Below are 26,508 nucleotides of genomic sequence, written 5' to 3' on the forward strand. Positions count from 1 at the left end.
ACCTCTGGCCACACGTCGTTTTGATCGCTTTATCCCTGCGACTGCAGTTCAATGATATTGTGTTCCAGTCTGGCGACCAGTTTTATCAGCAGATCAATCTCCTCAGTTGAAATCCCTTCCAAAATTTCGCCGCGCGTTTTGTTGATAACCGCTTCCATATCAGCAATCAGCGGTTCGGCCTTCTCCGTTAATTTGATTCTCTTTGCCCGACGATCGCTGGCGCAAGTCTGTCGTGAAATGAGTCCCTTTTCTTCTAACTGGTCGAGCGTACGCACCAATGAAGGCTGCTCAATACCAATCGCCTTAGCCAGTTGAATCTGTGATTGATCCGGTGGCAACTGATGAATGTTGTGCAGCGTAACCCAATGCGTCTGCGTCAACTCCAGAGGTTTCAGGCGATGGTCAATCAGAGCACGCCAAATGCGCACCAACCGTGCCAGATCAGAACCTAATGGCGATTCCAATTTCATCTCCTTATAATTAGCTTGCTAAGTTATTGTGCTGATTTTAGAATAGTGTGCAGCATTTGTATTCCCAAAACAAATGTATTGCCAAATTTGCTTACCGGATGACATTTTTTCAGACATTATGCGTTACAGAGACACATTGTCCCTTTTTTTGCTAAACCTTTAGCAACGCTCTTTTCGCCAAGGATTTTGCCCGTGAAGTTTATGTTTAATGCAACAGGATTGCCCCTACAAGATTTAATGATCGGAGCATCTGTCTACTTCCCCCCTATATTCAAGGCGTTTGTTGCAGGATTTATCCTCTGGCTGGTTGTTCATCGCCTGCTACGCGACTGGATCTATTCTGGCGAAATCTGGCATCCCCTGTTAATGGATCTGTCCCTCTTTACGCTTTGCGTGTGTCTGGCCTTTGTCATGTTGATTGCGTGGTGATTATGTCGCTTAAAACCGTTAAATACTTCTCCACTATTATAGTCGCTGTCATTGCCGTCCTCGCCGGGTGGTGGATGTGGAATTACTATATGCAATCGCCGTGGACGCGTGACGGAAAAGTCCGCGCTGAACAGGTCAGCATCACACCGCAAATCTCTGGCAGCATTAGTGAACTCAACATTAAAGATAATCAACTGGTTAACAAAGGCGATGTTCTTTTTGTTATCGACAAGACCCCTTTCCAAATTGCTGAGCTGAACGCACAGGCTCAGTTGGCTAAAGCACAATCCGATCTGACCAAAGCCGATAATGAAGCCAAACGTCGCCGCAATTTGTCGCAAAATTTCATCTCAGCAGAAGATTTGGACAGCGCACTACTCAATGTAAAAGCCATGCAGGCGACCTTTGCCACAGCCCAGGCCAGCTTGCGCTATGCCCAGTGGCAACTGGCACAAACGGTAGTCAAAGCCCCTGTCACAGGCTGGGTCACCAATCTATCAACCCGTACCGGAGACTACGCCTCAACGGGTAAACCGCTGTTTGCTCTGGTCGACAGTCACTCTTTTTATGTCATGGGGTATTTCGAAGAAACCAAGCTACGCCACATTCAAGACGGGGCACCTGCACTAATCACACTCTACAGCGGCAACATCAAGTTACAGGGTCACGTTTCCAGCATTGGTCGCGCTATTTATGATCAGAGTGTGGAAAGTAATTCCGGTCTGGTTCCTGACATTAAACCAAACGTTCCGTGGGTTCGTCTGGCGCAGCGGGTTCCCGTTCGTATCAAATTTGATACCCTTCCGCACGATGTTACGCTGGTTTCGGGGACAACCTGTAGCGTGTCCATCGGTCAGCAAAAATGAAACTGCCCCACCTGACACCAGCCAGTTTGCCGTGGTTTAAAGCCACGAGCGGACAGTGGCGTTACGCGCTGCGTAATACCATTGCGATGTGTCTGGCGCTAACCTTCGCCTATTACCTCAATCTGGACGAACCCTACTGGGCGATGACATCAGCAGCGGTAGTCAGTTTTCCAACCGTTGGTGGCGTGATAAGCAAAAGCCTGGGGCGTATCGTGGGCAGTTTACTTGGTGCAACGGCCGCATTGATTATAGCCGGTCATACCCTCAATGAACCCTGGCTGTTTCTGTTGAGCATGTCAGTCTGGATCGGTTTTTGTACCTGGGCGTGCGCGCATTTCACCAACAACGTGGCCTACGCTTTTCAACTGGCAGGCTATACCGCGGCGATTATTGCGTTTCCAATGGTGCATATTACAGAGGTTACGCAACTGTGGGATATCGCCCAGGCACGTGTGTGCGAAGTCATCGTCGGGATCCTCTGTGGCGGCTTGATGATGATGATCCTGCCCAGTACATCCGATGGCACCACGCTGCTGACCGCATTGAAAAATATGCATGCACGTTTGCTGGAGCATGCCAGTTTACTCTGGCAGCCAGAAACTACAGATGCTATCCGCACCGCCCATGAAGGGGTGATCGGCCAAATCCTGACAATGAATCTGCTACGTATTCAGGCGTTCTGGAGCCACTACCGTTTTCGCCGTCAAAATACCTTGCTCAATGCGTTGTTACACCAACAGTTGCGGTTGACCAGCGTAATTTCCAGTCTGCGGCGGATGCTACTGAACTGGCCCAATCCCCCGGCAAATACCCGGGATGTCATCGAGCAGTTGCTGAACGCATTGGTAAAACCCGACACCGACAGCTACGCCGTCGCGCGGATTATCGCCCCGCTGTGCCCCGTCGATCAGCATGACTATCGGCACGTCGCCTTCTGGCAGCGTCTGCGCTATTTTTGCCGTATCTATCTGAAAAGCAGCCATTATCTGCGCTTACTGGAAAAGGGTGCCACGGTCGATACTATCAATGTTGAGCGTACGCCGGGTCTTGCCCGTCATACCGATAACGCGGAGGCTCTCTGGAGCGGATTGCGTACCTTCATTACGCTGATGGCGATCGGCGCGTGGAGCATTGGCGCACAATGGGAGTCAGGCTCCGGGGCCCTGACGCTTGCCGCCATCAGCTGCGTGTTGTATTCCGCCGTAGCGGCCCCCTTCAAATCACTCTCTTTGCTGATGCGCACGTTGATCCTGCTATCGCTGTTCAGTTTTGTGGTGAAATTCGGTCTGATGGTACAAATAACCGATCTCTGGCAGTTCATTCTGTTTCTCTTCCCGCTGCTTGCCACCATGCAGTTGTTAAAATTACAGATGCCGAAACTGGCGGGGCTTTGGGGACAGCTGATCGTTTTTATGGGATCGTTCATCGCGGTGACCAATCCTCCCGTCTATGATTTTGCAGGTTTTTTGAATGACAATACGGCGAAGATCACGGGCGTCGCGCTGTCGTGGCTGGCTTTTGCCATTCTGCGGCCAGGTTCTGATGCGAGAAAAGGCCGCCGTCATATTCGCGCGTTACGGCGTAACTTTGTCGATCAACTTAGCCGCCATCCGTCACTCAGTGAAAATGAGTTTGAGTCACTGACCTATCATCATGTCAGCCAGCTTAGCAATAGTCAGGACGCGCTGGCACGACGCTGGCTATTGCGTTGGGGGGTGGTTTTGTTGAACTGCTCACACGTGGTATGGCAACTGCGCACCTGGGAGGCGCGTTCAGATCCGCTCGCTCGCGTCAGAGACGTGTGTATCTCGCTGCTCCGCGACGTGATGAGTGAACGTGGCGTGCAGCAACGTCCGCTGAATGCCACGCTTAATGAACTCCAGCGCATCTGCGATACGCTCGCCCACCATCATCAACCTGCCGCACAAGAACTGTCTGCGCTTGTCTGGCGGCTACACTGCTCGCTTTCACAGCTCGAACAAGCGCCGCCGCCGGGTACGCTAAGCCGTTGATTACTTGATAACCCCGCAGGCGTAGCGCGCTCCGCCACCGCCAAGCGGTTTCGGTTGATCGGACATATTATCGCCGCCCACATGGATCATCAGCGCCTTACCTTTTACCTCGTCGAGCGTTTTGAGCCGCGGTGCAACAACCGGCGTTGTCGCATTCCCTTCGTTATTTACCACCAGCAATGGCAGGTCGCCCATGTGGCCTGCGCCTTCCGGACCTTCATGCTTGCCAGTTTTATGCGGATCATAATGACCGCCAGCCGATTCTGCTGCCGAGGCTTTACCCTCTTTGATAGCGGGTTGGCAACTGCCGTTAGCATGCACATGAAAACCATGTTCACCTGGCGGCAGTGCTTTAAGATCAGGCGTAAACTCCAGCCCTTTTGCGGATTCGGCAATGGTGACAGTACCAATTTCCTGGCCAACGCCCTGCGACGTCACCAGATTCATCACCACTTTCTCACTGGCAGCCTGTGCACCTGCACAGGCCAATAACGTGATGATGGCTAAACTCAAACGTTTCATACAACCTCCGTCATCCAGGTGTCTGACTGATAAGTGTAATCCAGTGACATAAATTTGAACGACAGAACGCTGAATACGTGATTAAGGCACGTCGCAACCGAGCGCCGCTTTACGAATACGGAACCACTGCTGGCGAGACATGTTCAATGACTCTGATTCAATTGCAGCACGCACACGTTCGATTTTCCCCGAGCCAATTATCGGCAGTGGCTGCGACGGCAGACGCAGGATCCACGCATACACTACCTGTTCTATGGACTGCGCATTCAGTTCTTCTGCTATCACGGTCAGTTCATTACGCAGCGGCTGGAAGGCGTCATCATTGAAAAGACGCCCACCGCCCAGGCAAGACCAGGCCATTGGGCGGATACGCAGTTGTTGCAGCTGATCTAACGTCCCATCCAACAGGAGAGGTTGATGCACAGGTGAAATTTCGACCTGATTGGTTGCCAGGGTAAAGGGTAATCGCGATTGCAGCAGTGAAAACTGTGATGGCGTGAAGTTAGAGACACCAAAATGGCGCACCTTACCGCTATGATGTAATGTCTTGAAAGCTTCCGCCACATCGTCTGCATCCATTAACGGATCGGGGCGGTGGATCAACAGCAGATCAAGACGATCGGTTGCCAGCAGCTTCAGAGACTGTTCGGCACTGGCAATAATATGGGCGCTGTCAGTGATGTAATGACCCAGCGCGTTTTCCTCTTTCGCCGTCGTAGCAATACCGCATTTGGTAACAATCTGCATTTTTTCACGCAGGTGCGGCGCCAGTTTCATCGCCTCGCCAAACGCCGCCTCACACTGGTATCCGCCATAAATATCCGCATGATCGACTGTCGTGACACCGAGATCGAGATGTTCCTCAATAAAGCTGACTAGCTGACGCGCGGACATATTCCAGTCCATCAGACGCCAGTACCCCATCACAAAGCGCGAAAATTCCGGGCCTTGCGGCGCAATAGTAATACGCTGAACCATAGCAGCTTCCTTATAAGTGAATGTGCATCGAGTATACGCAATTACGCTGTTAAAAGAGTGAAGGTTGTTGCGGTTCTTCCGGCGGGTTGGATTTGTTTGCGCGTAATTTACGCATCAGGCGCTGGCGACAAAGCCGCAGCACTTCCTGCTTCTCGGCATCGCTCATCTTTTGCCAGTTGAAACGCTCATCCCGACTGCGAAAACAGCCACGGCAAAAGCCGCGTTCGTCGGACTGACATATTCCACGGCATGGGCTCTGGACGGGGAAAAACTCCAGCTGTTCGGCCACATCCCCTCCTGTAGTAAGATTGATATACTTATTGAAGACGTTAACTGAATTTCTCGCAAGGGCTATTGCATTAGACCGACTGGTCTATTACACTCCTTCCCATGAACAAAGTCACTGAACACGATACACGCGAACATCTGCTGGCGACTGGCGAACTGCTGTGTATGCAGCGCGGCTTCACCGGCATGGGCTTAAGCGAACTACTGAAAACCGCTGAAGTTCCTAAAGGTTCGTTTTATCACTATTTTCGCTCTAAAGAAGCGTTCGGCGTCGCGATGCTGGAACGCCACTATGCGGCCTATCATCAGCGACTGGCTACGCATTTTGACACAGGGGCGGGGAATTACCGCGACCGCATCCTGGCCTACTATCAGGAAACCCTGAACCAGTTTAGCCAGCACGGGATTATCAGCGGCTGTTTAACCGTTAAGCTGTCTGCCGAAGTGTGCGATCTATCAGAGGATATGCGCACGGCGATGGATAAAGGCGCGCGGCACATTATTGCACTGTTAGCGCAGGCGCTGGAGAAAGGTCGGGGCAATCACTGTCTGTCCTTTGTTGGCGAGCCGTTACAGCAGGCACAGGTGCTGTATGCGCTGTGGCTGGGCGCCAACCTGCAGGCCAAAATATCACGTAGTGCCACACCGCTGGAAAACGCGCTGGCTCACGTTAAAACCATCATTACAACGCCTGCCGTTTAACAGGCGTTTTTATTTTCCTTATTACTAGACGACCGGTCTATTCAGGAGTACCACATGTCATCTGAAAAACTGTTTTCCCCACTGAAAGTGGGCGCCATTACGGCAGCGAACCGCGTATTCATGGCGCCACTGACGCGTCTGCGCAGCATTGAGCCGGGCGACATCCCTACTCCGCTGATGGCCGAGTACTATCGCCAACGTGCCAGTGCAGGGCTGATCATTAGCGAAGCTACACAGATTTCAGCGCAAGCGAAAGGTTATGCCGGAGCGCCAGGTTTGCACAGTGATGCACAAATTGCTGCGTGGAAAAAGATTACGGCGGCTGTACACGCTGAGCAGGGCCATATTGCCGTTCAGCTGTGGCATACCGGGCGTATCTCCCACTCCAGCCTGCAGCCAAACGGTCAGGCTCCGGTTGCGCCGTCCGCCATCAGTGCCGGGACCCGAACTTCTCTGCGCGATGAAAATGGACTGGCCACACGTGCCGATACCTCAATGCCACGTGCGCTGGAAACCGAAGAAATCCCAGGCATCGTGAATGATTTCCGCCAGGCGATTGCCAATGCGCGTGAAGCCGGTTTTGACCTGGTTGAGCTGCACTCTGCTCACGGTTACTTACTGCACCAGTTCTTGTCGCCAACCTCAAACCAGCGTACCGATCAATACGGCGGTAGCGTTGAAAACCGCGCTCGTCTGGTACTGGAAGTCGTCGATGCAGGTATTAAAGAATGGGGTGCCGATCGCATTGGTATCCGTGTTTCCCCTATCGGCTCGTTCCAGAACGTCGACAACGGCCCGAATGAAGAGGCTGATGCTCTGTACCTGATCGAACAATTGGGCAAGCGCGGCATTGCTTATCTGCATATGTCCGAGCCAGACTGGGCTGGCGGAGAACCGTATTCAGACGCGTTTCGCGAGAAAGTTCGCGCGCGTTTCCACGGTCCGATTATTGGCGCGGGCGCCTATACGCCAGAGAAAGCCGAATCATTGATCGAGAAAGGTCTGATCGATGCTGTTGCCTTTGGTCGTGCTTACATTGCTAACCCGGATCTGGTTGCCCGTCTACAGCGTAAAGCCGAGCTCAATCCACAGCGTGCGGAAAGTTTCTACGGCGGCGGTGCTGAAGGCTATACCGATTATCCTACCCTGTAACCTCACAAACTCAGTTCTGCCATTGATAGCGGCGTTATAACGCCGCTATACTAAAACAACATTTTGAATGTATTAGCCATTTTCGAAGGGGAAAAAGATGCGTTTACTTCATACCATGCTGCGCGTGGGTGACCTGCAGCGTTCCATCGAGTTTTACACCAACGTGCTGGGCATGAAGCTGCTGCGTACCAGCGAAAACCCTGAATACAAGTACTCTCTGGCCTTTGTCGGCTACGGCCCGGAAACCAGCGAAGCGGTGATCGAACTGACTTATAACTGGGGTGTCGATAAGTATGAGCTGGGCACAGCCTACGGTCATATCGCCCTGAGCGTAGATAACGCGGCACAGGCCTGTGAACGTATTCGTCAAAACGGCGGTAACGTGACGCGTGAAGCGGGCCCGGTAAAAGGCGGCACAACAGTGATCGCGTTCGTTGAAGATCCGGACGGTTACAAAATTGAGCTGATCGAAGAGAAAGACGCCGGCCGCGGCCTGGGCGACTAACCTCCCCTCGGGCGCAGATCGTCTGTGCCCGTAGTTTTATACTCATCATTTTGCCATAATACGCGCTGCAATTTTCCCGTATTAAGAGACCCAGATGTCCGATAACGCTCAACTTTCCGGTCTGTGTGACCGTTTTCGTGGTTTTTATCCTGTCGTCATTGATGTCGAAACAGCAGGATTTAACGCCAAAACCGATGCGCTGCTTGAAATTGCCGCCATCACACTGAAAATGGATGAACAAGGCTGGCTGATGCCGGACATGACGTTACATTTCCACGTAGAGCCGTTTGAAGGGGCGAATTTACAGCCGGAAGCCCTCGCCTTTAACGGTATTGACCCTAACAATCCGCTACGTGGTGCGGTCAGCGAATATGACGCACTGCACGCCATCTTCAAAATGGTGCGCAAAGGGATTAAAGACAGCGGCTGCAATCGGGCAATCATGGTGGCGCATAACGCTACGTTCGACCACAGTTTTATGATGGCCGCAGCAGAGCGCGCCTCACTGAAACGTAATCCGTTTCACCCCTTCGTCACCTTTGATACGGCGGCATTAAGCGGCCTGTCGTTGGGGCAAACAGTACTGTCAAAAGCCTGTCTGGCAGCAGGAATGGAATTTGACGGGAATCAGGCGCACTCGGCGCTGTATGATACCGAACGGACGGCCGTACTGTTTTGCGAAATTGTTAACCGCTGGAAACGCCTCGGCGGCTGGCCTCTGCCAGTGCCCGAAGAGGCGTAACGGCGGCATAAAAAAAGCGACCATCACAGGTCGCTTTTTTATTTCCGCTAAAATTACTCAGCGTCCGGCTCTTCGGTTTTGTATTTCGCCGCAGTTTCTTTAATCAACCGCTGCAACTCACCGCGCTGGTACATTTCAATTAAAATGTCACAGCCGCCTACCAGTTCACCATCAACCCACAGCTGTGGGAAAGTCGGCCAGTTGGCATATTTCGGCAGCTCGGCGCGAATATCCGGGTTCTGCAGAATATCAACATAAGCAAAACGTTCACCACAGGCGGACAACGCCTGCACTGCCTGAGCAGAGAAACCGCAGCTTGGCAGTTTTGGGGAACCTTTCATGTACAGGAGAATCGGGTTTTCAGCGATCTGGCGCTGGATTTTTTCGATAGTGGTGCTCATTATCTTGCTTCCTTAAACTTCTTTTACGGCAGTAGTCTGCATTGTAGCGGGTCAGGCAGGTAACGGAAAATAACATTTTCATTACGCGATATTATTTTATCGCCTGTCGTTAAAAGTTGCATTCACAATCTCATTTATCCGCATGAAGCCTGTGGATTTGATTATCTGTTCACCAATTACGCCCTGAATTGCTGTTTTTTTTTGCGGTCGGTTACGAAACGTAGTTTTAAACGAAAAAAGCTATTAACTTTCCCTCTTTCTATAGATTAGAATCGTCAAGTTTTGAAAATCACACGCAGGCACGATAGACCTGCCTTACCAGAGGACTGCTCAGTGGCGCGGATAAACCGAATCTCGATCACGCTCTGTGCTTTACTTTTTACCACACTGCCTTTTACGCCTATGGCTCATGCTTCCAAGCAGGCCAGGGCGACACCTACCGCTTCCCACACCGTCAAGACGGTAGATAAAAAGAAAAGCGCAACAGCCAGCCAAAAAGCAACAAAAACCAACAAGAAAACGGCGACAAAAAACACCAGTAAAACCAGTACGAAAACGGCTTCCTCCTCAAAAAAACGCACAGCGACTCCGGCAAAATCGACGAAAACAGCAAACCGTCGCAGTAAAACAGCGGCAATGCACCCTCCAGCCGTCATCTGGACTGAAAAATGTACCCCGCGCAAAGGTCATAAGCCACGTTGTGTAAAAGTGAAGACGACTGCGCCAACAGCCGTTGCTGATGTACATAAAGTGAAAGTACAGAAAGCGACCAAAACCGCCATGTCTACCCTGATGAACCAAATCGGCAAACCTTACCGTTGGGGGGGCACCTCACCCAGAACCGGTTTTGATTGCAGCGGGCTGGTTTATTACGCATACAAAGATCTGGTGAAATTCCGCATTCCGCGTACCGCTAATGAAATGTATCACCTGCGCGACGCTGCGCCGATTGAACGTGGTGAACTGAAAAACGGTGATCTGGTCTTCTTCCGCACGCAAGGTCGCGGTACCGCCGACCACGTTGGCGTCTATGTCGGCAATGGTAAATTTATCCAGTCTCCACGCAGCGGTCAGGAAATTCAAATAACCTCTCTGAGCGAAGATTACTGGCAACGCCACTACGTGGGCGCTCGCCGTGTGATGACGCCGAAAACAATTCGCTAAAAACTTACCCTACAGAATATGCTGTAGGGTAAGTTCTTCTTTTGCATAACCTTTCAATTTGCTACCCTATCCTTACTCACAATGAGGCTATTGTGTGTACTCAATATAAATAATAAGGAGAGAAGCAATGTCGTTCGAATTACCTGCATTACCGTATGCCAAAGATGCTCTGGCACCGCACATTTCTGCCGAAACGCTGGAATACCACTATGGCAAACACCATCAAACCTATGTGACTAATCTGAATAACCTGATTAAAGGCACCGCGTTTGAAGGTAAATCACTGGAAGAGATCGTACGTAGCTCTGAAGGTGGTGTATTCAATAACGCAGCACAGGTATGGAACCACACGTTCTACTGGAACTGCCTGGCACCAAACGCAGGTGGCGAGCCGACCGGTAAACTGGCCGAAGCGATTACCGCCTCCTTTGGCAGCTTTGCAGACTTCAAAGCTCAATTCACCGATGCCGCTATCAAGAATTTCGGTTCTGGCTGGACCTGGCTGGTAAAAGGAACGGATGGCAAACTGGCTATCGTGTCCACCTCCAACGCAGGTACACCGCTGACGACTGACGCGACGCCGCTGATGACCGTTGACGTGTGGGAACATGCTTACTACATCGATTATCGTAATGCCCGTCCTGGCTACCTGGAACACTTCTGGGCACTGGTGAACTGGGAATTTGTTGCGAAAAACTTCGCAGCATAAAATGACAGCGCAGAAGGGATTCCCTTCTGCGTTTTTGTTTTTAATTCGTTGCGTTGCAGACTTCTTCCGCTTGTTTCCTTGCCGAGACAAAGACCAGCAGTAGCGCAAGCCCTGCCACCATCGCCCCCATTACCGGTACGAAACTGTAGCCCAACCCTCCGGAAATTACCGCCCCACCAGCCGCCGCTCCCAGGGCATTCCCCAGATTAAACGCGCCAATATTAACTGACGATGACAATCCAGGTGCCTCGCTGGCAACGCGCATCACACGCATCTGCAGCGGCGGAACCACCGCAAACGTTGCTGCGCCCCACACCACCATACTCACGGCCGCACCCAGCTCATTACGAGCAAGGAAAGGTATCGCCAGCATAATCATCATCAGCAACAGTAAAAAGCCTTTCAGTGTACCGTTAACCGAACGGTCAGCCAGTTTACCGCCCAGATAGTTACCGATAGAGAACCCAACGCCAATCAGCACCAGCATACCGGTGACAAACGCCGGCGTAGCATGAGTAATGCTATGCAGCACGGGTGAGATGTAGGTATAAAGCGTAAACATCGCACCGGCCCCCAGAACGGTCGTCAGTAAAGCTGACACCACTTGTGGACGCATTAACACCGCCAGTTCTTTGCGCACATCAGGGCGTTCACCAGCCCCGCCTTGCGGTAACGAGAAGAACAGGCTGACCATCGCGATAACACCCAGTCCCGCCGTCGCCATAAAGGACATACGCCAGCCGATGGTTTCCCCAAGCCAGGTTGCCGCGGGAACACCGCCAATATTCGCGATAGTTAACCCCATAAACATCGTCGCAACGGCGCTGGCCTGTTTATGTTTGGGGACAACGCTTGCCGCCACAACCGAACCGAGGCCAAAAAATGCCCCGTGGTTAAGACTGGTCAAAATGCGCGACAGCATCAGCGTCGTGTAATCCGGAGATATCGCCGAAAGCACATTACCCAACGTAAAAATGGCCATCAGGAAGATAAGCGCATTGCGACGCGCACGATGGGACAGAAGTAATGTCATCAGCGGTGCGCCAACCATCACGCCTACCGCATACGCGCTGATTAACATCCCTGCTGCCGGAATTGAAACATCCACGCCTTTGGCAATGACGGGTAACAATCCCATGGGAGAAAATTCGGTGGTGCCAATGCCAAACGCTCCGATCGCCAGCGCCAGTAAAGGATAATTTATTTTCATCTATCGACTCCGTAACGTCGAGCCTTGGCACGACACATCATAAGAGTCAAAAGCATGACATTGATCGCAAAATTAATAAAGTTAACAAAACTGCAAAAGACTTTTGCTTATTTGCAAAAAATAGGACGAAAAAGGTAAGCAGAAAGGATGAGGGAGAGCGAACTCCCTCGGGGGAAATCAGTGCAGTGCTGCAGTCAGGCCACCCGCGACAATCAGGCCCAGAACAATTATGGTCGTCACTAACGAAAATTTCAGATCGGTGCTCATCAAGTTTTCTCCTTTTTATTCCCACACAAAAAGTGATATTGCGCATTTTTACACACTTGAAAGCAAAAATCTCTCACGATTTATATTGATAACTGCTTTTAACTCTTCCCCTTTTCGTTAAGATCAGACAAAATTCCACGCTTACTTGATTAGCGTACCGGCCATTGACCCCTTCCTGACGTTCCGTGTCGTTTTCCCGGCGTGCCGCAACCCTGACGTTGCGTTGAGGGTGTGTGAAGGCAAACGTTTACCTGGAGTATTCTCAGGAGCTTAGGATATGGTCTGGAGTGAGATGTAATGGCAACTATTAAAGATGTAGCGAAGCGAGCAAACGTTTCCACTACAACCGTATCACACGTAATTAACAAAACGCGCTTTGTCGCGGAAGAAACGCGCAACGCTGTCTGGGCAGCAATTAAAGAACTGCACTATTCTCCGAGCGCAGTAGCGCGTAGCCTGAAGGTGAATCACACCAAATCGATCGGTTTGTTGGCAACCAGCAGCGAAGCGGCCTATTTCGCTGAAATTATTGAGGCAGTTGAAAAAAATTGTTTCCAGAAAGGCTACACGCTGATTCTGGGCAACGCCTGGAACAGTCTCGAAAAACAGCAGGCTTATCTGTCGATGATGGCGCAAAAGCGCGTTGATGGCCTGTTGGTAATGTGTTCAGAGTATCCGGAATCACTGCTTTCCATGCTCGAAGAGTATCGCCATATCCCGATGGTGGTCATGGACTGGGGCGAGGCCAAAGCCGACTTTACCGATACCGTCATTGATAACGCCTTCGAAGGCGGTTACATGGCGGGCCGGTATCTGATTGAACGCGGTCATCGTGAGATCGGCGTGATCCCGGGACCTATGGAGCGTAATACCGGCGCAGGCCGCCTGGCTGGCTTCATGAAAGCGATGGAAGAAGCGCTGATTAAAGTCCCCGAAAACTGGATTGTGCAGGGTGATTTCGAACCTGAATCCGGCTACCGCGCTATGCAGCAAATCATCTCCCAGTCGCATCGCCCAACCGCCGTATTCTGTGGTGGCGATATTATGGCGATGGGTGCGCTGTGTGCTGCAGACGAGATGGGGCTGCGCGTACCGCAGGATATCTCAGTTATCGGTTACGATAACGTGCGCAACGCCCGTTACTTCACCCCTGCGCTGACAACCATCCATCAGCCAAAAGATTCACTGGGTGAAACGGCCTTCAACATGCTGTTAGACCGAATCGTGAATAAACGTGAAGAGTCGCAGTCTATCGAGGTGCACCCACGCCTGATAGAGCGTCGTTCCGTTGCCGACGGTCCATTCCGCGATTATCGTCGTTAAGACTGTTGTGTGGGAGCCTCATCCGGCTCCCGCAGCCACTCTTTATTCAGCGTCTCACTATCCCCCAGGTAGTCCAGTAACCAGCTCAGTGCAGGCGACGTATCATTCTGCTGCCAGGTCAGGCAACAAGCGGCATCCGGGAACGGATTTTCCAGCTGTAACGCCACCCATTTACCGCCATCGATCCACGGTTTTGCAAAATGCGTCGGCACCATCCCGACACAGAGTCCGGCTGACAAGCAGGTAGCCGAGGATTCCCAGTCAGGCACAACGACGCGTTTTTGGTTGTCCAGCAGCCATGTAATACGTTTCGGCAGTGTGCGGGACGTATCTTCGCGTACCAGCGATGGCCAGTTGCGCAACGTATCGTCACTGAGCGGTCCTGGCATTGCCGCCAACGGATGATGACTGGCCACCACGCAACTCCAGCTCAGCATTCCCATATCCCGGAACGTATAGCGCCCCCCTACCGGAATGGCCTGCGTTGCTCCGATAGCTAACTCCACGCGACCATCCGAAAGCGCGTCCCAGACGCCATTAAACACCTCCTGAAAGACCAGAAGTTCTACATCATCGAAATGGCGGTAGAAATCCACAATCATCTGTCGGGTCCGTTCTGGACGCACAATATTATCTACCGCAATCGCCAGTTGTCCTCGCCAGCCATTGGCGATTTGTTGGCATTGCTGACGGGTGATCTGCATTTTTTTGATAACAGACCGGCCTTCTTTTAAAAACCACGCGCCAGCAGGCGTTAATTCCACGTCCCGATGACGACGTTCAAAAAGAGGCACAGCCAGCCATTCTTCCAGTTGACGCACAGTGTAGCTTACCGCCGAAGGTACGCGGTGCAACTCCTGAGCAGCGGAACTAAAGCTACCGTTGCGCGCCACCGCATCAACCACCTCAAGTGAATATTCCGACCACATATTCTGCCTGCAAAAAATTTGAAATCAGTAAACAAATATTAGCGTTTCACAGCAAGAATTTCACTCACTACACTCAGCGGCATTGTTCTACTGCTTAAAAAAGAGAAATGATGATGCAACCTGGGAAAGGGTTTTTAGTCTGGCTGGCGGGTCTTAGCGTGCTCGGCTTTCTGGCAACAGATATGTATCTGCCCGCCTTCGCCGCAATTCAGTCCGATTTACAGACACCCGCCTCTGCCGTGAGTGCCAGCCTTAGTTTGTTCTTAGCGGGATTTGCCGTCGCACAACTTTTGTGGGGGCCACTCTCCGACCACTATGGTCGCAAACCGATTTTGCTGCTGGGTTTATCTATCTTTGCTCTGGGTAGTCTGGGCATGCTGTGGGTTGAAAACGCCACAGGCCTGCTGGTACTACGCTTTGTCCAGGCCGTTGGGGTTTGTGCGGCATCGGTTATCTGGCAGGCGCTGGTCACCGATTATTATCCGTCACAAAAAGTAAACCGTATCTTTGCCACCATTATGCCGCTGGTTGGATTGTCTCCTGCACTTGCACCGTTATTAGGCAGTTGGATCCTGGTACATTTTTCCTGGCAGGCCATTTTTGCCACCCTTTTTGCGATTACCCTGATCCTGATGCTGCCGGCTCTGCGCTTAAAACCAACGACTAAAGCGCGCGACGACAGCCAGGATAAACTGACATTCGCCACCCTGCTGCGCTCGAAAACCTATCGTGGGAACGTATTGATTTATGCCGCCTGTTCCGCGAGCTTCTTCGCATGGCTGACGGGCTCCCCGTTCATCCTCAGCGAAATGGGCTACAGCCCGGCAGTGATTGGTCTGAGCTATGTTCCGCAAACTATTGCATTTTTGATCGGGGGTTACGGCTGCCGCGCGGCACTGCAAAAATGGCAGGGTCGCCAGCTGCTGCCATGGTTACTTATCCTGTATGCCATTAGCGTCGTAGCGACCTGGGCGACCGGCTTTATTCACCATGTTGCTCTGGCTGAAATCCTGATCCCATTCTGCGTGATGGCGATTGCCAACGGGGCAATCTACCCTATCGTTGTCGCTCAGGCATTACGGCCGTTCCCGCAGGCGACAGGACGCGCAGCCGCATTGCAGAATACGCTGCAACTGGGGTTATGCTTCCTGGCAAGCCTTGTAGTTTCCTGGCTGATCGCCACCCCGCTGCTCACCACCACCAGCGTGATGCTGACTACGGTGCTACTGGCGGCCGTAGGGTACAAAATGCAGTCACAGGCTGAGAACACATCCTTGCCGGATGAGAGCGCGCAAATTGCACACGGCGAGTCGCATTAATCATTGCCGTGGGCACTTAGTTAGTCCGCTAACAATTATCGGTTGAATAGCCAAAAATTCAGGCCTATACTAATTTTCGGTTGTTAATAAAACGATAAGATTTATAGAGTAACGGGAACAAGCAGGTTCCCGTTTTTCCATGGATGGCCTTTTCGGCAAGGGTTTCTCCCTTCCTCTGTTCTACGTCGGATTATAGATTCGCGGATTAAATCCGTGAGATTTCTCACAAAGCCCAAAAAAGCGTCTACGCTGTTTTAAGGTTCTGATCACCGACCAGTGATGGAGAAGCTATGAGTTCATCATGTATAGAAGACGTCAGCGTACCGGATGATGACTGGTACCGAATCACCAATGAGTTATTGAGCCGTGCAGGCATTACCATTAATGGCCCGGCACCGGCAGATATTCGCGTTAAAAACCCCGACTTTTTCAGACGCGTGTTACAGGAAGGATCGTTGGGTTTAGGTGAAAGTTATATGGACGGCTGGTGGGAATGCGATCGGCTGGATATGTTTTTTAACAAAGTCCTGCGTGCAGGTCTTGAAAGCCAACTCCCCCGCCACTTCAGAGATACGCTACGTATCGCAACGGCCCGTCTGTTTAATTTACAAACCAAAAAACGTGCCTGGGTCGTTGGCAAGGAACACTACGATCTTGGCAACGATCTCTTTACCCGCATGCTTGATCCCTACATGCAATATTCCTGCGCCTACTGGAAAGATGCCGATACCCTGGAATCTGCCCAGCAGGCGAAGTTAAAAATGATTGCCGAGAAATTGCAATTGAAACCAGGTATGCGCGTACTCGATATTGGCTGCGGCTGGGGAGGCTTGTCCCAGTTCATGGCGTCACAATACGGGGTGAGCGTGACTGGCGTGACTATCTCGGCAGAACAGCAAAAAATGGCGCAGACGCGCTGTGAAGGGCTGGATGTCACGATTTTGCTGCAGGACTACCGTGACCTCAATGACCGGTTTGACCGTATCGTTTCCGTCGGTATGTTTGAGCATGTGGGACCGAAAAATTACAACACCTATTTTGACGTTGTTGACCGTAATTTAAAGCAAGACGGTCTTTTTTTGCTACATACCATCGGCTCTAAAAAAACCGACAATAATGTTGATCCGTGGATCAATAAATACATCTTCCCGAACGGCTGTTTACCGTCAGTTCGTCAGATTGCCAACGCCAGCGAGCCACATTTCGTGATGGAAGACTGGCATAACTTTGGTGCGGATTACGATACCACCCTGATGGCCTGGCATGAGCGTTTCATGACCACCTGGCCAGAAATTGCCGACAACTATAGTGAACGCTTTAAACGGATGTTCAGTTATTACCTGAATGCGTGTGCTGGCGCATTTCGCGCGCGCGACATCCAGCTGTGGCAGGTTGTGTTCTCTCGTGGCGTTGAACACGGGCTCCGCGTTCCCCGTTAGACAGCATCGCCCCCGAACTACCGGGGGCTTTTTATTCCGATTTAAACGCCCGCTTCGCCAGTAACATTACTCATAGCGCTTTCACGTGCGGCCAATACACGTTCAACCGTATCAACAACGGCCTGTGTTTGCGGGTCGATTTCGATATTGACTCGCGCACCCAGTTTTTTCTTGCCCAGCGTTGTACGTTCCAGGGTTTCCGGAATCAAATGCACGCAAAAGCGTGTCGGTGTGACTTCGCCAACCGTCAGGCTAATACCGTCAATACCGATAAATCCTTTGTACAGGATATATTTCATCAGCAACGGATCCTGAACTTTAAACCACACCTGGCGGTTGTTTTCTGAGGTCAGAATTTTCGATACCTCGGCGGTAGTCATAATATGGCCTGACATTAAATGTCCGCCAATTTCATCGCTGAATTTTGCTGCGCGCTCAACGTTGACCAAATCGCCGACCTTCAGGTCACCCAGATTGGTGATTCGCAGCGTCTCTTTCATCAGATCGAAGCTTATCTGGTTACCGTTAATTTCGGTCACTGTCAGACAACAGCCGTTGTGTGCTACCGATGCGCCGGTCTCCAGCCCATCCAACATGTATTCAGGTAACTCCACTACATGTGTGCGAAAATTCGGTTTTTCATCAATCGACACCAGTTTCGCGGTGCCCTGCACAATACCCGTAAACATACCTGTAACTCCTGAACTCAATTAAGACATCTCTGCTGTGCACAATAGCAGGTGGAAAATCAGGTTGCCAGCAATGCGCCGCTCCCGCCTATTTTTTCACTGGAGAAATACGGATTCCTCGCTACAATAGACTGAAATTTCCCCTGCATTTTCTCCTTGCTGCCATATAAGGCGGCTTTTTTAGTCTCTCAAATAACAACAATATAGTGGTGTACACGTGCAAAAGTATGTAAGTGAAGCGCGTCAGTTATTAGCTCTGGCAATTCCGGTGATTCTTGCGCAAATCGCTCAAACCGCAATGGGATTCGTCGATACCGTGATGGCCGGCGGATATAGCGCGACGGACATGGCAGCCGTTGCTATTGGTACGTCCATCTGGCTACCCGCAATTCTGTTTGGTCACGGGCTGTTGCTGGCGCTGACGCCAGTGATTGCGCAACTTAACGGTTCCGGGCGCCGCGATCGCATTGCTCACCAAATACGTCAGGGTTTCTGGCTGGCGGGGATCGTATCCGTTCTGATTATGATTGTGCTTTGGAATGCGGGATACATTATCCGCTCTATGCATAACATTGATCCTGCACTGGCCGACAAAGCCGTTGGCTATCTGCGCGCGCTGCTATGGGGTGCGCCCGGATATTTGTTCTTCCAGGTTGCCCGTAACCAGTGCGAAGGCCTGGCCAAGACCAAACCGGCAATGGTAATGGGTTTTCTCGGCCTGCTGGTGAACATTCCGGTTAACTATGTTTTCATCTATGGCCATTTGGGCATGCCAGAACTGGGCGGTGTAGGATGCGGTGTGGCAACGGCAGCGGTGTATTGGGTGATGTTTGCCGCCATGCTTTCTTACGTAAAACGCGCCCGATCAATGCGTGATATCCGTAATGAGCGTGGCTTCCAGAAACCTGACATCGCGGTGATGAAACGCCTGGTACAGCTGGGTTTGCCCATTGCGCTGGCATTATTTTTTGAAGTCACGCTGTTTGCCGTGGTGGCGCTGTTGGTCTCCCCGCTGGGAATTGTCGACGTGGCCGGACACCAGATCGCGCTGAACTTCAGCTCATTAATGTTTGTCTTGCCGATGTCTTTAGCGGCTGCCGTCACCATTCGTGTGGGATACCGCCTGGGTCAGGGATCAACGTTGGATGCTCAGACCGCTGCCAGAACTGGCTTAGGTGTCGGCGTATGTATGGCGATGATGACCGCCATTTTCACCGTCACATTGCGCGAGCACATCGCCCTGCTCTACAACAATAATCCTGAAGTTGTCACACTGGCTGCACAACTGATGTTACTGGCTGCCGTGTACCAGATTTCGGACTCAATTCAGGTTATTGGCAGCGGGATCCTGCGTGGTTATAAAGATACGCGTTCCATTTTCTTTATCACCTTCACAGCGTACTGGGTGCTGGGGTTGCCAAGTGGATATATTCTTGCGCTCACCGATCTGGTCGTCGACCGCATGGGGCCAGCGGGCTTCTGGATGGGCTTTATTATTGGTCTGACCTCTGCCGCGGTGCTGATGATGCTGCGGATGCGTTTTCTGCAACGCCAGCCGTCAGCCGTCATTCTGCAACGTGCAGCACGATAACACCGTAATAGCCGCCGAGTTAAAATGGGCTGGCATGGCAGACGTTGATTTGTTCTTTGCTGATGGGATGTACCAGCCGCAGTTCGCTGGCGTGTAACATCAGCCGTGACGTCTGCTCCGTGCCAGGCCACTCGCGTCCACCATAAAGATCACAGCCCCAGATCGGATGACCCAAATGCTGACAGTGAAGACGTAGCTGATGGGTTCGTCCGGTCTCCGGCATCAGTTGCACCCGCGTCAGGGGCAGTGACCTTCCGTCCTTCAGTAGCTGATTGAAGCGCTCAATCACCCGAAAACGGGAACGCGCAGGTTTACCGCTATTGGCACTAATCGACATCAACGGAAACAGTGCTGGATCTTTGACAATGGCAGCATCAATCACACCGTCATCCTGTTTCAGGTGTCCACATAACAATGCGCTGTACACCTTAGTCACCGAGCGCTGGCTGAACTGCTGACAGAGCGCAGCATTGATTGCTTTATTGCGTGCAACGACCATCAGACCCGAAGTACCAAAATCAAGCCGATGCGCCAGCGTACAGCCCGGGTATGTCTGTACCAGACGATAGTGCACCGAATCAAGATTTTGCGGATTTTTCCCCGACAGACTCAGCAACCCACTGGGTTTATTGATAAGCAGCAGATGTTCATCCTGGTAAAGGATTTCTATTTCGTCATGGCACGGCGGAGCAACAAAGGTATCGAGAATCGTAGACATCAGACAACCAGACTAAAAAGTGGGGGTGGATCATAACGAATTTTCAACCGGCTGGCGAATCAACGCGCTGCATGATGGACGATAATTAACCCAATACAGTGGTATTCGAAATTGTCTGCTTTCGATGAGATAATGTTGAACATATGATAAATGCCATGCTATTTTTTTGCAGAACCGCTATTAAATACCCGATATGAATTGTGAGACTCAGGTCAACGTGTACATTAATACACATATTTCCCATTTGTATATCTTGAACAAATAATTATCATTAACCATCCAGTGTTCTTCGGCCATCGTCATGTCTGCAATAAAACAGCTAGTATTGGGGCTTATATGCTTATTCGGCATTACTTCACCCTGCGCACTCTACACTGAAGGTTTTAATGGCACGACTGTGTTATCTGTCATTATCATTAACATCAGCATGCCGTATTTTAAATATAAATAAGAAACTCATTACTTCAAAGATAGGGCATTCTGGCAAGCATTCCTATAGCGTTATGCAGCAGCCGTTTTTGTACTATACATACTGGCATTGGATCTTTCCAACACGGGGCAATTTTTTGCTCTGAGTTCACTGTTTGATCATCAAGGCGGCGTTAAGCCGGAATCAACATCCACAGTTGGTAATTCTGCTGAACAGTTCTATAGTCGAGACTGTTTCTCAGTTACAGGATTCACTAATGCGATTTAACGGACTGACCAAAGGTTTCTTCATTTTCATTCTTGCCCTCGTGACCTGGGCGTTTTTCGACGTGTTGTCCCCCTACTTCTCCGCAATCTTGTGGGCCGCAATTCTGACGACTATCTTTAATCCGGTAAAAAACAAACTGCGCAGTGCGCTTGGCGAACGTAACGGTCTGGCATCGTTAATCACTATAGGTATTATCTGTTTGATTGTCTTTATTCCTCTGATGGTGATCCTGTCGTCGTTGGCAATCGAACTGAATGTGGTTTACACCAAGTTGCAGCAAAACGATACGCAGTTTCCGGAAGTGGTCAGTTCTATTCTTTCGTATCTTCCTGACTGGGCCAGAGGGTTCCTCGCAGAACACAATCTGGATAATGTCGCGCAGATCCAGAAAAAACTCTCCGACATTGCGCTCCAGGGCGGACAGTACCTCGCAGGCAGTGCTTTCCTGATTGGTAAAGGAACCTTCGGTTTCGCCATCAGCTTTGGCATCATGCTGTACCTGCTGTTTTTCCTGTTGAAGGATGGACCGTATCTGGTGCGTCAGATTCTGGACTCCTTACCGCTGTCTGATTTTGCCAAGCAGCACTTGTTTGCCAAATTCGTGGGTGTCACGCGGGCGACTGTCAAAGGCACGGCGGTTGTCGCTGTTGTACAGGGCACGCTGGGCGGCATTGCTTTCGCCATTGTCGACATCGACGGTAGCATCTTGTGGGGCGCGCTAATGGCATTCCTCTCGCTGGTGCCTGCGGTTGGCTCGGCGATAGTCTGGGTCCCTGCGGCTATTTTCCTCTTTGCCACCCACCAACTGTGGCAAGGACTGTTTATTGTCGGATTCTTCGTCATTATTGTCGGACTGGTGGACAATATTCTGCGTCCGCTACTGGTAGGAAAAGACACCAAAATGCCGGACTACCTGATATTGATTACCACCCTCGGCGGGATGGAGATTTACGGTATCAACGGCTTTGTGATTGGCCCACTGATCGCTGCACTGTTTTTGGCGAGCTGGAATCTGTTCTCCGGACGTGACCATGAGGGCAACGTAGAAGGTATCGATGAAGCCTTCATGGAAGAAGGAAAAAACCCTCCAGATTTATGATGGCATGACGATAACAAAGGGCGGCCGCGGGTCGCCTTTTGTTTTCACGCAAAATCATACGTTTCCTATAATTTCAATCATGCTTATTCATTAATCGTCGCAGAAGGAACGAAAAAGTGCGAATAGCCACAATCACCAACTGGGCTTACAGTGCGACGGTATGCCTGACCATTGCCTCCGGCGTTGTTATGCTGATGGCATCCGGAGCAGACAATACTGAACGTCAGGTGGTAGAGCAGCGATATAAATTTGATCAGCTAACCGAAGAGGTGGAGCTCGATGCCTGGTCACTGTCCGATTTAGCTCGCGAGTACGTGATCGCCAAAGATCCAGATGCACTGAATGCCTATCGCCAGAAGGCGTCGTCGCTAAAAGCGGTTGAGCAGCGGTTAACAAAATTAAAGGACTTCGGCGCAACAGGTGAAGAGCTGGCGCTGCTGCATGAAGGATTACAAATTGTCGATGCGCTGCAGGAAGAGCAAGCAACCGCGCTCGCCAGTATGGCCCGCGGAGAAACGTCACAGGCAATCACCCTGCTCTACGGCAAAGCCTACGAACAGGAACTGGAACGGGCGCAGGTGCGGATAGATCATTTCCGGCAGTTGCTCGATAACCGTGTACGTAACAGCATTGACGATGCCACCAGGACCTCCCGCATACTGCGTACGCTCTCCGAAGTTATGGTCGGTTTAACCGCACTGCTGTTTTTGTTTGTCCTCGGCTTTATTTTGAAACGCCGCGTATTGCGTCCGGTTGTGCGTCTGAGCGACGTGGTTCATCGTCTCGCATCGCAGGATTATGCCGTAGAAACGCCTAACTTTAATCAGATTGATGAGATTGGCGATATGGCGCAAGCCATTCGTATTTTTCGTGAGAACGGCCTGGCGCGGCAGCGGCTGGAGAAAGAGCGGGATGCCGACTGGGCAATCCGTGAACTGTTGGCGCGTATGACCCAGCGTTTACAGGGCTGCGAAAACTTTGCCGATGTAATCAATGTTGCGCAGCTTTTTGCCCCGAACATTGCCCCTGGCGTTGCCGGACGGCTCTACATTCTTGATCGGGAAGCCTGGCACATGCGCTGTGCCGCCGAGTGGCTTTCGCCGCAAGGCAAAACTGACCCTTTCCATCCGGATGACTGCTGGGCAGTGCGCCGTGGGCAAAGTCATCCTCCCGTGCAAGGTGAGCCGGATATCGCCTGCTACCACCTGCCTGAGTCGTGTCAGGATCATACCCTGTGCGTACCGTTGATCGCCCAGGGGGAAGCCATCGGCCTGCTCTCATTCCAGAATCTCAGCGACAATTCTGCCCCTTCCCGTGCTTATCTGGAGCTGATGGCCGAGGCACTTGGACTGGCATTAGCTAACCAACGTCTGCGCGATGCACTACTGGAAAAAGCGCTTTATGATCCACTGACAGGTCTGCGCAATCGCCATCACCTTGAAGACACTCTGCGCACCCAGATTAGTCAGGCTGTCCACAACCAGGAACCGATCAGTTGCCTGATGATCGATATCGATCACTTCAAAAGCATCAACGACCGTTTTGGTCATGAGGCAGGTGATGGGGTGATAAAAAGTATCGCAGCAATTATTCAGCGCGTTGTTCACGACCACGGAATGGCCTTCCGCTACGGTGGTGAAGAGTTTCTGGTTCTGCTTGCCGGTATGGATGAAGAGGCGGCCAATCGATTCGCGACGGACATTTACAACGGCGTACGCGAGTTGACGCTCAGCTTTGGCGTCTCTGATATCGGTCACGTTGATGTGTCTATTGGTGTTGCCAGCTACCCGCAGCACGCCCAGAGCGATAACCTGTTACGTGCCGCGGATGTCGCGCTGTATCGCGCAAAAGAGCTGGGGCGTTCCCGCATAGTGAGCTTTGGGATGCTGGAAGCGAGCTAACAAGCGGTGCGTAAACCCAGACGGGTACTTCCTGACCCCTCCGGGTGGGCAGAGCATTACTTTACCTCTACTCCTGGTAGTGATATGTTGAACTGATGAATATAAAACACGATTGCAACGGTTTTAACCACAAACGTTGGTGGCTGCCTTCTTAAAGGCGGTCAGAATGTGTTTATCCATTTTTAAATAACCGCCGAAAGGCGGTTATTTGCATTTTGAGACCCCTTTCGGTTTTATGCTTAAGGAGTCTTCTATGAACAACAAATCCATCATCCTAACCGGCGACCGCCCTACTGGGCCACTGCATCTTGGCCACTATGTAGGTTCCCTGCGCCAACGCGCGATACTGCAACACGATTATCAGCAGTTTGTTCTGGTAGCAGACCTGCAAGGTCTGACCGATAACGGCAGCAATCCACAAAAGATCCAAAATAACATACCCGAAGTGTTGGCCGATTATCTCGCTGCAGGTATTGATCCCTCACTCACCACCCTTTGTTTACAATCGGCACTACCTGCCCTTGCCGAACTCACCGCGCTGTATATGAATATCGTTACCGTGGCTCGCGTCGAGCGTAACCCAACGGTCAAAAATGAAATTGCGCAAAAAGGTTTCGCCCGTTCGCTGCCGGTCGGTTTCCTGGTTTACCCCATCAGCCAGGCAGCAGATATTACGGCATTCAAAGCCAGTCTGGTTCCCGTCGGCGACGATCAGTTGCCGATGATCGAACAGACTAATGAAATCGTGCACAAGATGAATAGCCTGTTACCGACCCCCGTTCTGCATCACTGTAAAGCTATGTTAAGCGAAACCAGTCGTCTTCCTGGTATTGACGGCAACGCCAAGATGTCGAAATCACTCGGTAATACGCTGCTCCTGTCAGCAAGTGAAGAGACTATCCATCGCGCCGTCAGCGCAATGTACACTGATCCTAACCACCTAAAAGTGTCCGATCCAGGGCAAATTGAGGGTAATGTCGTGTTCAGCTACCTGGATGCTTTTCACCCGGATAAAGCCAAAGTCGCAGAAATGAAAGCGCATTATCAGCAAGGAGGATTGGGTGATCGGGCATGCAAAAATGAGCTGGAAATGTGCCTGCAAGAACTCATCGCGCCCATGCGTGAGCGTCGGGCAACCTATATTCAGGATAAAGGTATGCTGATGGCGATGCTTAAAAAAGGCAGCGCGCAGGCCTACGACATCACGCAGCAAACACTAAGAGAAGTAAAACAAGGATTGGGATTGTCGGTATTTTAATCTGGATTGGTGTCCCTCCCGGCGGAGAATAACCACCGGGAGGGATGACTCTGTTTTGCGCCGCATTTTACCCGCATCACGTGGAACATGACGCTGTGATTAAGTGCTATCCAACTGATTGTAAATATCGGATCCAGCCATTTAGATACCCGACACCTGGCACCATTCGCGGGACAAGGTTGAAAGCAACGACCAGGATGAGCCCCCTTCACGCATGCAAACCGCTATTTTTATCCCGCCGTAAATGGCACTAACGGGAAGATGTGACCCCGTATCACCATGCTATATATCCAGCGACACAAACTCACCACGAAAGGGAAGCATCGTTATGTTGAAAGGTAAAAGAGCCGTTATCACCGGCGGCGGCGGAGGATTTGGTCAGGCGTTGTGCGTTTGGTTGGCTCGAGAAGGCGTCAACGTGGATTTTTCTGCCCGGCGGGTTGAGGATATTCACAAAACCTGCAGCATCATCGCCGCTGAAGGTGGTGTTGCCAAAGGGTATCTGTGTGATTTAACCCAGCCTGAATCTATTTCTCAGTTTGCTTCACAACTCTTAGATATAGACAGGTCCATCGACATTCTACTCCTCAATGCTGCTCAGTGGTTGTCAGGGACCTTAGACGAACAACCGGACTCAGAAATCTACAATACCGTCAGCTCAGGCCTGACAGGTTCAATTCTACTAACACAGGCATTGCTTCCAGGATTAAGGCGCTCAGACAGTGCTGACATCGTTTCGATTATATCTGTATGCGGCATTCCGAATTTTACGGATTCAATTGCCCATCCCGCTTTTTTTGCCAGTAAACACGGGATGAGTGGTTTTACAACTAAACTGTCGAAACAGTTATCCAAAGAAAATATCCGGGTAACCGGGTTATACCCACCGGATTTTGAATTGACCGGGTTAGATCCTCTTGTCGACACTCAATCCAGAATGGGAGAGCATCTAATGAATGGACGTTCTGTCTGGGAAACAATTCGTTTTGTGCTGACTCAACCGCGGAGTTGCCATATTAGTACCCTTTACTTTCAAGGACCCACTCGCGAAGATTTGGAGCATTAGGTACTGAATCTGACAGCACTAAACCGAGCGGACTCACCTCCGCTTCTCACTTGCCCCAGCAG

The 26,508-nt window shown here is 51.2% G+C and carries 26 protein-coding genes and 1 pseudogene; 17 read left to right on the forward strand and 10 right to left on the reverse strand.

Annotated features, from left to right (window positions below; genetic code table 11):
• Positions 1-29: 29 nt before the first annotated feature.
• Positions 30-470, reverse strand: a complete 441-nt coding sequence (slyA, locus tag OGX91_RS03615; RefSeq protein ID WP_040233837.1) for a transcriptional regulator SlyA — start codon at positions 468-470, stop codon at positions 30-32.
• Positions 471-662: 192 nt separating this feature from the next.
• Between slyA and OGX91_RS03620 the strand changes: the two genes are divergently transcribed.
• From OGX91_RS03620 to OGX91_RS03630, 3 genes and pseudogenes are all read left to right on the forward strand, one after another.
• Positions 663-899, forward strand: coding sequence for a DUF1656 domain-containing protein (locus OGX91_RS03620; protein WP_005127177.1), 237 nt, complete (start codon positions 663-665; stop codon positions 897-899).
• Between the two features lie 2 nt (positions 900-901).
• A complete protein-coding gene (locus OGX91_RS03625; protein WP_286625479.1) occupies positions 902-1,765 on the forward strand; it encodes an efflux RND transporter periplasmic adaptor subunit in 864 nt (287 codons plus the stop codon).
• Positions 1,762-3,802: pseudogene (locus tag OGX91_RS03630) on the forward strand (FUSC family protein). Before OGX91_RS03625 ends, OGX91_RS03630 begins: the two are co-directional and overlap by 4 nt.
• On the opposite strand, the gene sodC reads toward OGX91_RS03630, so the two are convergent.
• From sodC to OGX91_RS03645, 3 genes are all read right to left on the reverse strand, one after another.
• Entirely contained in the window at positions 3,778-4,299 is a 522-nt protein-coding gene (gene sodC, locus OGX91_RS03635) for a superoxide dismutase [Cu-Zn] SodC (RefSeq protein WP_005127180.1), read from the reverse strand. The pseudogene OGX91_RS03630 and the gene sodC overlap by 25 nt on opposite strands.
• A gap of 81 nt (positions 4,300-4,380) precedes the next feature.
• Positions 4,381-5,277 carry an aldo/keto reductase gene (locus OGX91_RS03640; protein ID WP_286625480.1) on the reverse strand — a complete coding sequence of 299 codons (897 nt, stop codon included), beginning with the start codon at positions 5,275-5,277 and terminating at the stop codon, positions 4,381-4,383.
• Between the two features lie 49 nt (positions 5,278-5,326).
• Complete coding sequence (locus tag OGX91_RS03645) at positions 5,327-5,566, reverse strand: DUF1289 domain-containing protein (protein WP_005127182.1); 240 nt, start codon at positions 5,564-5,566, stop codon at positions 5,327-5,329.
• Positions 5,567-5,667: 101 nt separating this feature from the next.
• On the opposite strand from OGX91_RS03645, the gene OGX91_RS03650 reads away from it, so the two are divergent.
• The 4 genes from OGX91_RS03650 (at position 5,668) to rnt (ending at position 8,666) form a co-directional block, all read left to right on the forward strand.
• Entirely contained in the window at positions 5,668-6,267 is a 600-nt protein-coding gene (locus tag OGX91_RS03650) for a TetR/AcrR family transcriptional regulator (protein ID WP_040233830.1), read from the forward strand.
• A 54-nt stretch (positions 6,268-6,321) separates the two neighbouring features.
• Complete coding sequence (locus tag OGX91_RS03655; RefSeq protein WP_005127184.1) at positions 6,322-7,419, forward strand: alkene reductase; 1,098 nt, start codon at positions 6,322-6,324, stop codon at positions 7,417-7,419.
• A 97-nt stretch (positions 7,420-7,516) separates the two neighbouring features.
• Complete coding sequence (gloA, locus tag OGX91_RS03660) at positions 7,517-7,924, forward strand: lactoylglutathione lyase (RefSeq protein ID WP_005127185.1); 408 nt, start codon at positions 7,517-7,519, stop codon at positions 7,922-7,924.
• 94 nt (positions 7,925-8,018) lie between these two features.
• On the forward strand, positions 8,019-8,666 hold the full coding sequence (rnt, locus tag OGX91_RS03665; protein WP_005127186.1) for a ribonuclease T: 648 nt from the start codon (positions 8,019-8,021) through the stop codon (positions 8,664-8,666).
• Between the two features lie 53 nt (positions 8,667-8,719).
• On the opposite strand, the gene grxD is transcribed toward rnt, so the two are convergent.
• Complete coding sequence (gene grxD, locus OGX91_RS03670) at positions 8,720-9,067, reverse strand: monothiol glutaredoxin 4 (protein ID WP_199947953.1); 348 nt, start codon at positions 9,065-9,067, stop codon at positions 8,720-8,722.
• Between the two features lie 333 nt (positions 9,068-9,400).
• Between grxD and OGX91_RS03675 the strand changes: the two genes are divergently transcribed.
• The gene (locus OGX91_RS03675; RefSeq protein ID WP_005127187.1) at positions 9,401-10,231 is read left to right on the forward strand and encodes a C40 family peptidase; all 831 of its coding nucleotides are present in this window, start codon (positions 9,401-9,403) and stop codon (positions 10,229-10,231) included.
• 127 nt (positions 10,232-10,358) lie between these two features.
• Positions 10,359-10,940 (forward strand): superoxide dismutase [Fe], encoded by a 582-nt coding sequence (sodB, locus tag OGX91_RS03680; protein ID WP_005127188.1) that lies wholly within the window; start codon positions 10,359-10,361, stop codon positions 10,938-10,940.
• A 40-nt stretch (positions 10,941-10,980) separates the two neighbouring features.
• Here the strand turns inward: sodB and OGX91_RS03685 are convergent, their stop codons facing one another.
• Positions 10,981-12,150, reverse strand: coding sequence for an MFS transporter (locus OGX91_RS03685; protein ID WP_005127189.1), 1,170 nt, complete (start codon positions 12,148-12,150; stop codon positions 10,981-10,983).
• A 177-nt stretch (positions 12,151-12,327) separates the two neighbouring features.
• Entirely contained in the window at positions 12,328-12,417 is a 90-nt protein-coding gene (gene cydH, locus OGX91_RS03690; protein WP_003029209.1) for a cytochrome bd-I accessory subunit CydH, read from the reverse strand.
• A 297-nt stretch (positions 12,418-12,714) separates the two neighbouring features.
• On the opposite strand from cydH, the gene purR reads away from it, so the two are divergent.
• Positions 12,715-13,740, forward strand: coding sequence for an HTH-type transcriptional repressor PurR (purR, locus tag OGX91_RS03695; protein ID WP_005127190.1), 1,026 nt, complete (start codon positions 12,715-12,717; stop codon positions 13,738-13,740).
• Here the strand turns inward: purR and punR are convergent.
• A complete protein-coding gene (gene punR / locus OGX91_RS03700) occupies positions 13,737-14,669 on the reverse strand; it encodes a DNA-binding transcriptional activator PunR (protein ID WP_005127191.1) in 933 nt (310 codons plus the stop codon). The two genes, purR and punR, sit on opposite strands and share 4 nt — an antisense overlap.
• A gap of 113 nt (positions 14,670-14,782) precedes the next feature.
• Here punR and punC point away from each other — a divergent pair, with 113 nt between their 5' ends.
• Both punC and cfa read left to right on the forward strand, forming a co-directional pair.
• Entirely contained in the window at positions 14,783-15,988 is a 1,206-nt protein-coding gene (gene punC / locus OGX91_RS03705; protein WP_149691594.1) for a purine nucleoside transporter PunC, read from the forward strand.
• A 290-nt stretch (positions 15,989-16,278) separates the two neighbouring features.
• Entirely contained in the window at positions 16,279-17,427 is a 1,149-nt protein-coding gene (cfa, locus tag OGX91_RS03710) for a cyclopropane fatty acyl phospholipid synthase (protein WP_005127193.1), read from the forward strand.
• A 41-nt stretch (positions 17,428-17,468) separates the two neighbouring features.
• On the opposite strand, the gene OGX91_RS03715 is transcribed toward cfa, so the two are convergent.
• Positions 17,469-18,116: a riboflavin synthase gene (locus OGX91_RS03715; RefSeq protein ID WP_061067853.1), complete on the reverse strand. Its 648-nt coding sequence runs from the start codon at positions 18,114-18,116 to the stop codon at positions 17,469-17,471.
• 217 nt (positions 18,117-18,333) lie between these two features.
• On the opposite strand from OGX91_RS03715, the gene mdtK reads away from it, so the two are divergent.
• Entirely contained in the window at positions 18,334-19,707 is a 1,374-nt protein-coding gene (gene mdtK / locus OGX91_RS03720) for a multidrug efflux MATE transporter MdtK (protein ID WP_005127195.1), read from the forward strand.
• A gap of 19 nt (positions 19,708-19,726) precedes the next feature.
• Here mdtK and OGX91_RS03725 read toward each other — a convergent pair whose 3' ends face one another.
• Positions 19,727-20,425, reverse strand: a complete 699-nt coding sequence (locus OGX91_RS03725; RefSeq protein ID WP_005127196.1) for an RluA family pseudouridine synthase — start codon at positions 20,423-20,425, stop codon at positions 19,727-19,729.
• Between the two features lie 686 nt (positions 20,426-21,111).
• Between OGX91_RS03725 and OGX91_RS03730 the strand changes: the two genes are divergently transcribed.
• The 4 genes from OGX91_RS03730 (at position 21,112) to OGX91_RS03745 (ending at position 26,446) form a co-directional block, all read left to right on the forward strand.
• The gene (locus OGX91_RS03730) at positions 21,112-22,221 is read left to right on the forward strand and encodes an AI-2E family transporter (RefSeq protein WP_040233824.1); all 1,110 of its coding nucleotides are present in this window, start codon (positions 21,112-21,114) and stop codon (positions 22,219-22,221) included.
• A 116-nt stretch (positions 22,222-22,337) separates the two neighbouring features.
• Positions 22,338-24,122: a diguanylate cyclase gene (locus OGX91_RS03735; RefSeq protein WP_286625488.1), complete on the forward strand. Its 1,785-nt coding sequence runs from the start codon at positions 22,338-22,340 to the stop codon at positions 24,120-24,122.
• Positions 24,123-24,375: 253 nt separating this feature from the next.
• Positions 24,376-25,380 carry a tryptophan--tRNA ligase gene (trpS, locus tag OGX91_RS03740; protein ID WP_005127200.1) on the forward strand — a complete coding sequence of 335 codons (1,005 nt, stop codon included), beginning with the start codon at positions 24,376-24,378 and terminating at the stop codon, positions 25,378-25,380.
• 328 nt (positions 25,381-25,708) lie between these two features.
• On the forward strand, positions 25,709-26,446 hold the full coding sequence (locus tag OGX91_RS03745) for an SDR family oxidoreductase (protein ID WP_040233821.1): 738 nt from the start codon (positions 25,709-25,711) through the stop codon (positions 26,444-26,446).
• The last annotated feature ends 62 nt before the right edge of the window (positions 26,447-26,508 follow it).

The organism is Citrobacter sp. Cpa228 (assembly GCF_030333085.1).
GTDB lineage: Bacteria > Pseudomonadota > Gammaproteobacteria > Enterobacterales > Enterobacteriaceae > Citrobacter > Citrobacter pasteurii.

What these genes read in the sequence shown, in the direction of transcription:
- slyA (WP_040233837.1), bottom strand. Translation starts at nt 470, where the DNA reads ATGAAATTGGAATCGCCATTAGGTTCTGATCTGGCACGGTTGGTGCGC.
- OGX91_RS03625 (WP_286625479.1), top strand. Translation starts at nt 902, where the DNA reads ATGTCGCTTAAAACCGTTAAATACTTCTCCACTATTATAGTCGCTGTC.
- sodC (WP_005127180.1), bottom strand. Translation starts at nt 4,299, where the DNA reads ATGAAACGTTTGAGTTTAGCCATCATCACGTTATTGGCCTGTGCAGGT.
- OGX91_RS03640 (WP_286625480.1), bottom strand. Translation starts at nt 5,277, where the DNA reads ATGGTTCAGCGTATTACTATTGCGCCGCAAGGCCCGGAATTTTCGCGC.
- OGX91_RS03650 (WP_040233830.1), top strand. Translation starts at nt 5,668, where the DNA reads ATGAACAAAGTCACTGAACACGATACACGCGAACATCTGCTGGCGACT.
- OGX91_RS03655 (WP_005127184.1), top strand. Translation starts at nt 6,322, where the DNA reads ATGTCATCTGAAAAACTGTTTTCCCCACTGAAAGTGGGCGCCATTACG.
- gloA (WP_005127185.1), top strand. Translation starts at nt 7,517, where the DNA reads ATGCGTTTACTTCATACCATGCTGCGCGTGGGTGACCTGCAGCGTTCC.
- rnt (WP_005127186.1), top strand. Translation starts at nt 8,019, where the DNA reads ATGTCCGATAACGCTCAACTTTCCGGTCTGTGTGACCGTTTTCGTGGT.
- grxD (WP_199947953.1), bottom strand. Translation starts at nt 9,067, where the DNA reads ATGAGCACCACTATCGAAAAAATCCAGCGCCAGATCGCTGAAAACCCG.
- sodB (WP_005127188.1), top strand. Translation starts at nt 10,359, where the DNA reads ATGTCGTTCGAATTACCTGCATTACCGTATGCCAAAGATGCTCTGGCA.
- OGX91_RS03685 (WP_005127189.1), bottom strand. Translation starts at nt 12,150, where the DNA reads ATGAAAATAAATTATCCTTTACTGGCGCTGGCGATCGGAGCGTTTGGC.
- cydH (WP_003029209.1), bottom strand. Translation starts at nt 12,417, where the DNA reads ATGAGCACCGATCTGAAATTTTCGTTAGTGACGACCATAATTGTTCTG.
- purR (WP_005127190.1), top strand. Translation starts at nt 12,715, where the DNA reads ATGGCAACTATTAAAGATGTAGCGAAGCGAGCAAACGTTTCCACTACA.
- punR (WP_005127191.1), bottom strand. Translation starts at nt 14,669, where the DNA reads ATGTGGTCGGAATATTCACTTGAGGTGGTTGATGCGGTGGCGCGCAAC.
- punC (WP_149691594.1), top strand. Translation starts at nt 14,783, where the DNA reads ATGCAACCTGGGAAAGGGTTTTTAGTCTGGCTGGCGGGTCTTAGCGTG.
- cfa (WP_005127193.1), top strand. Translation starts at nt 16,279, where the DNA reads ATGAGTTCATCATGTATAGAAGACGTCAGCGTACCGGATGATGACTGG.
- OGX91_RS03715 (WP_061067853.1), bottom strand. Translation starts at nt 18,116, where the DNA reads ATGTTTACGGGTATTGTGCAGGGCACCGCGAAACTGGTGTCGATTGAT.
- OGX91_RS03725 (WP_005127196.1), bottom strand. Translation starts at nt 20,425, where the DNA reads ATGTCTACGATTCTCGATACCTTTGTTGCTCCGCCGTGCCATGACGAA.
- OGX91_RS03730 (WP_040233824.1), top strand. Translation starts at nt 21,112, where the DNA reads ATGCGATTTAACGGACTGACCAAAGGTTTCTTCATTTTCATTCTTGCC.
- trpS (WP_005127200.1), top strand. Translation starts at nt 24,376, where the DNA reads ATGAACAACAAATCCATCATCCTAACCGGCGACCGCCCTACTGGGCCA.
- OGX91_RS03745 (WP_040233821.1), top strand. Translation starts at nt 25,709, where the DNA reads ATGTTGAAAGGTAAAAGAGCCGTTATCACCGGCGGCGGCGGAGGATTT.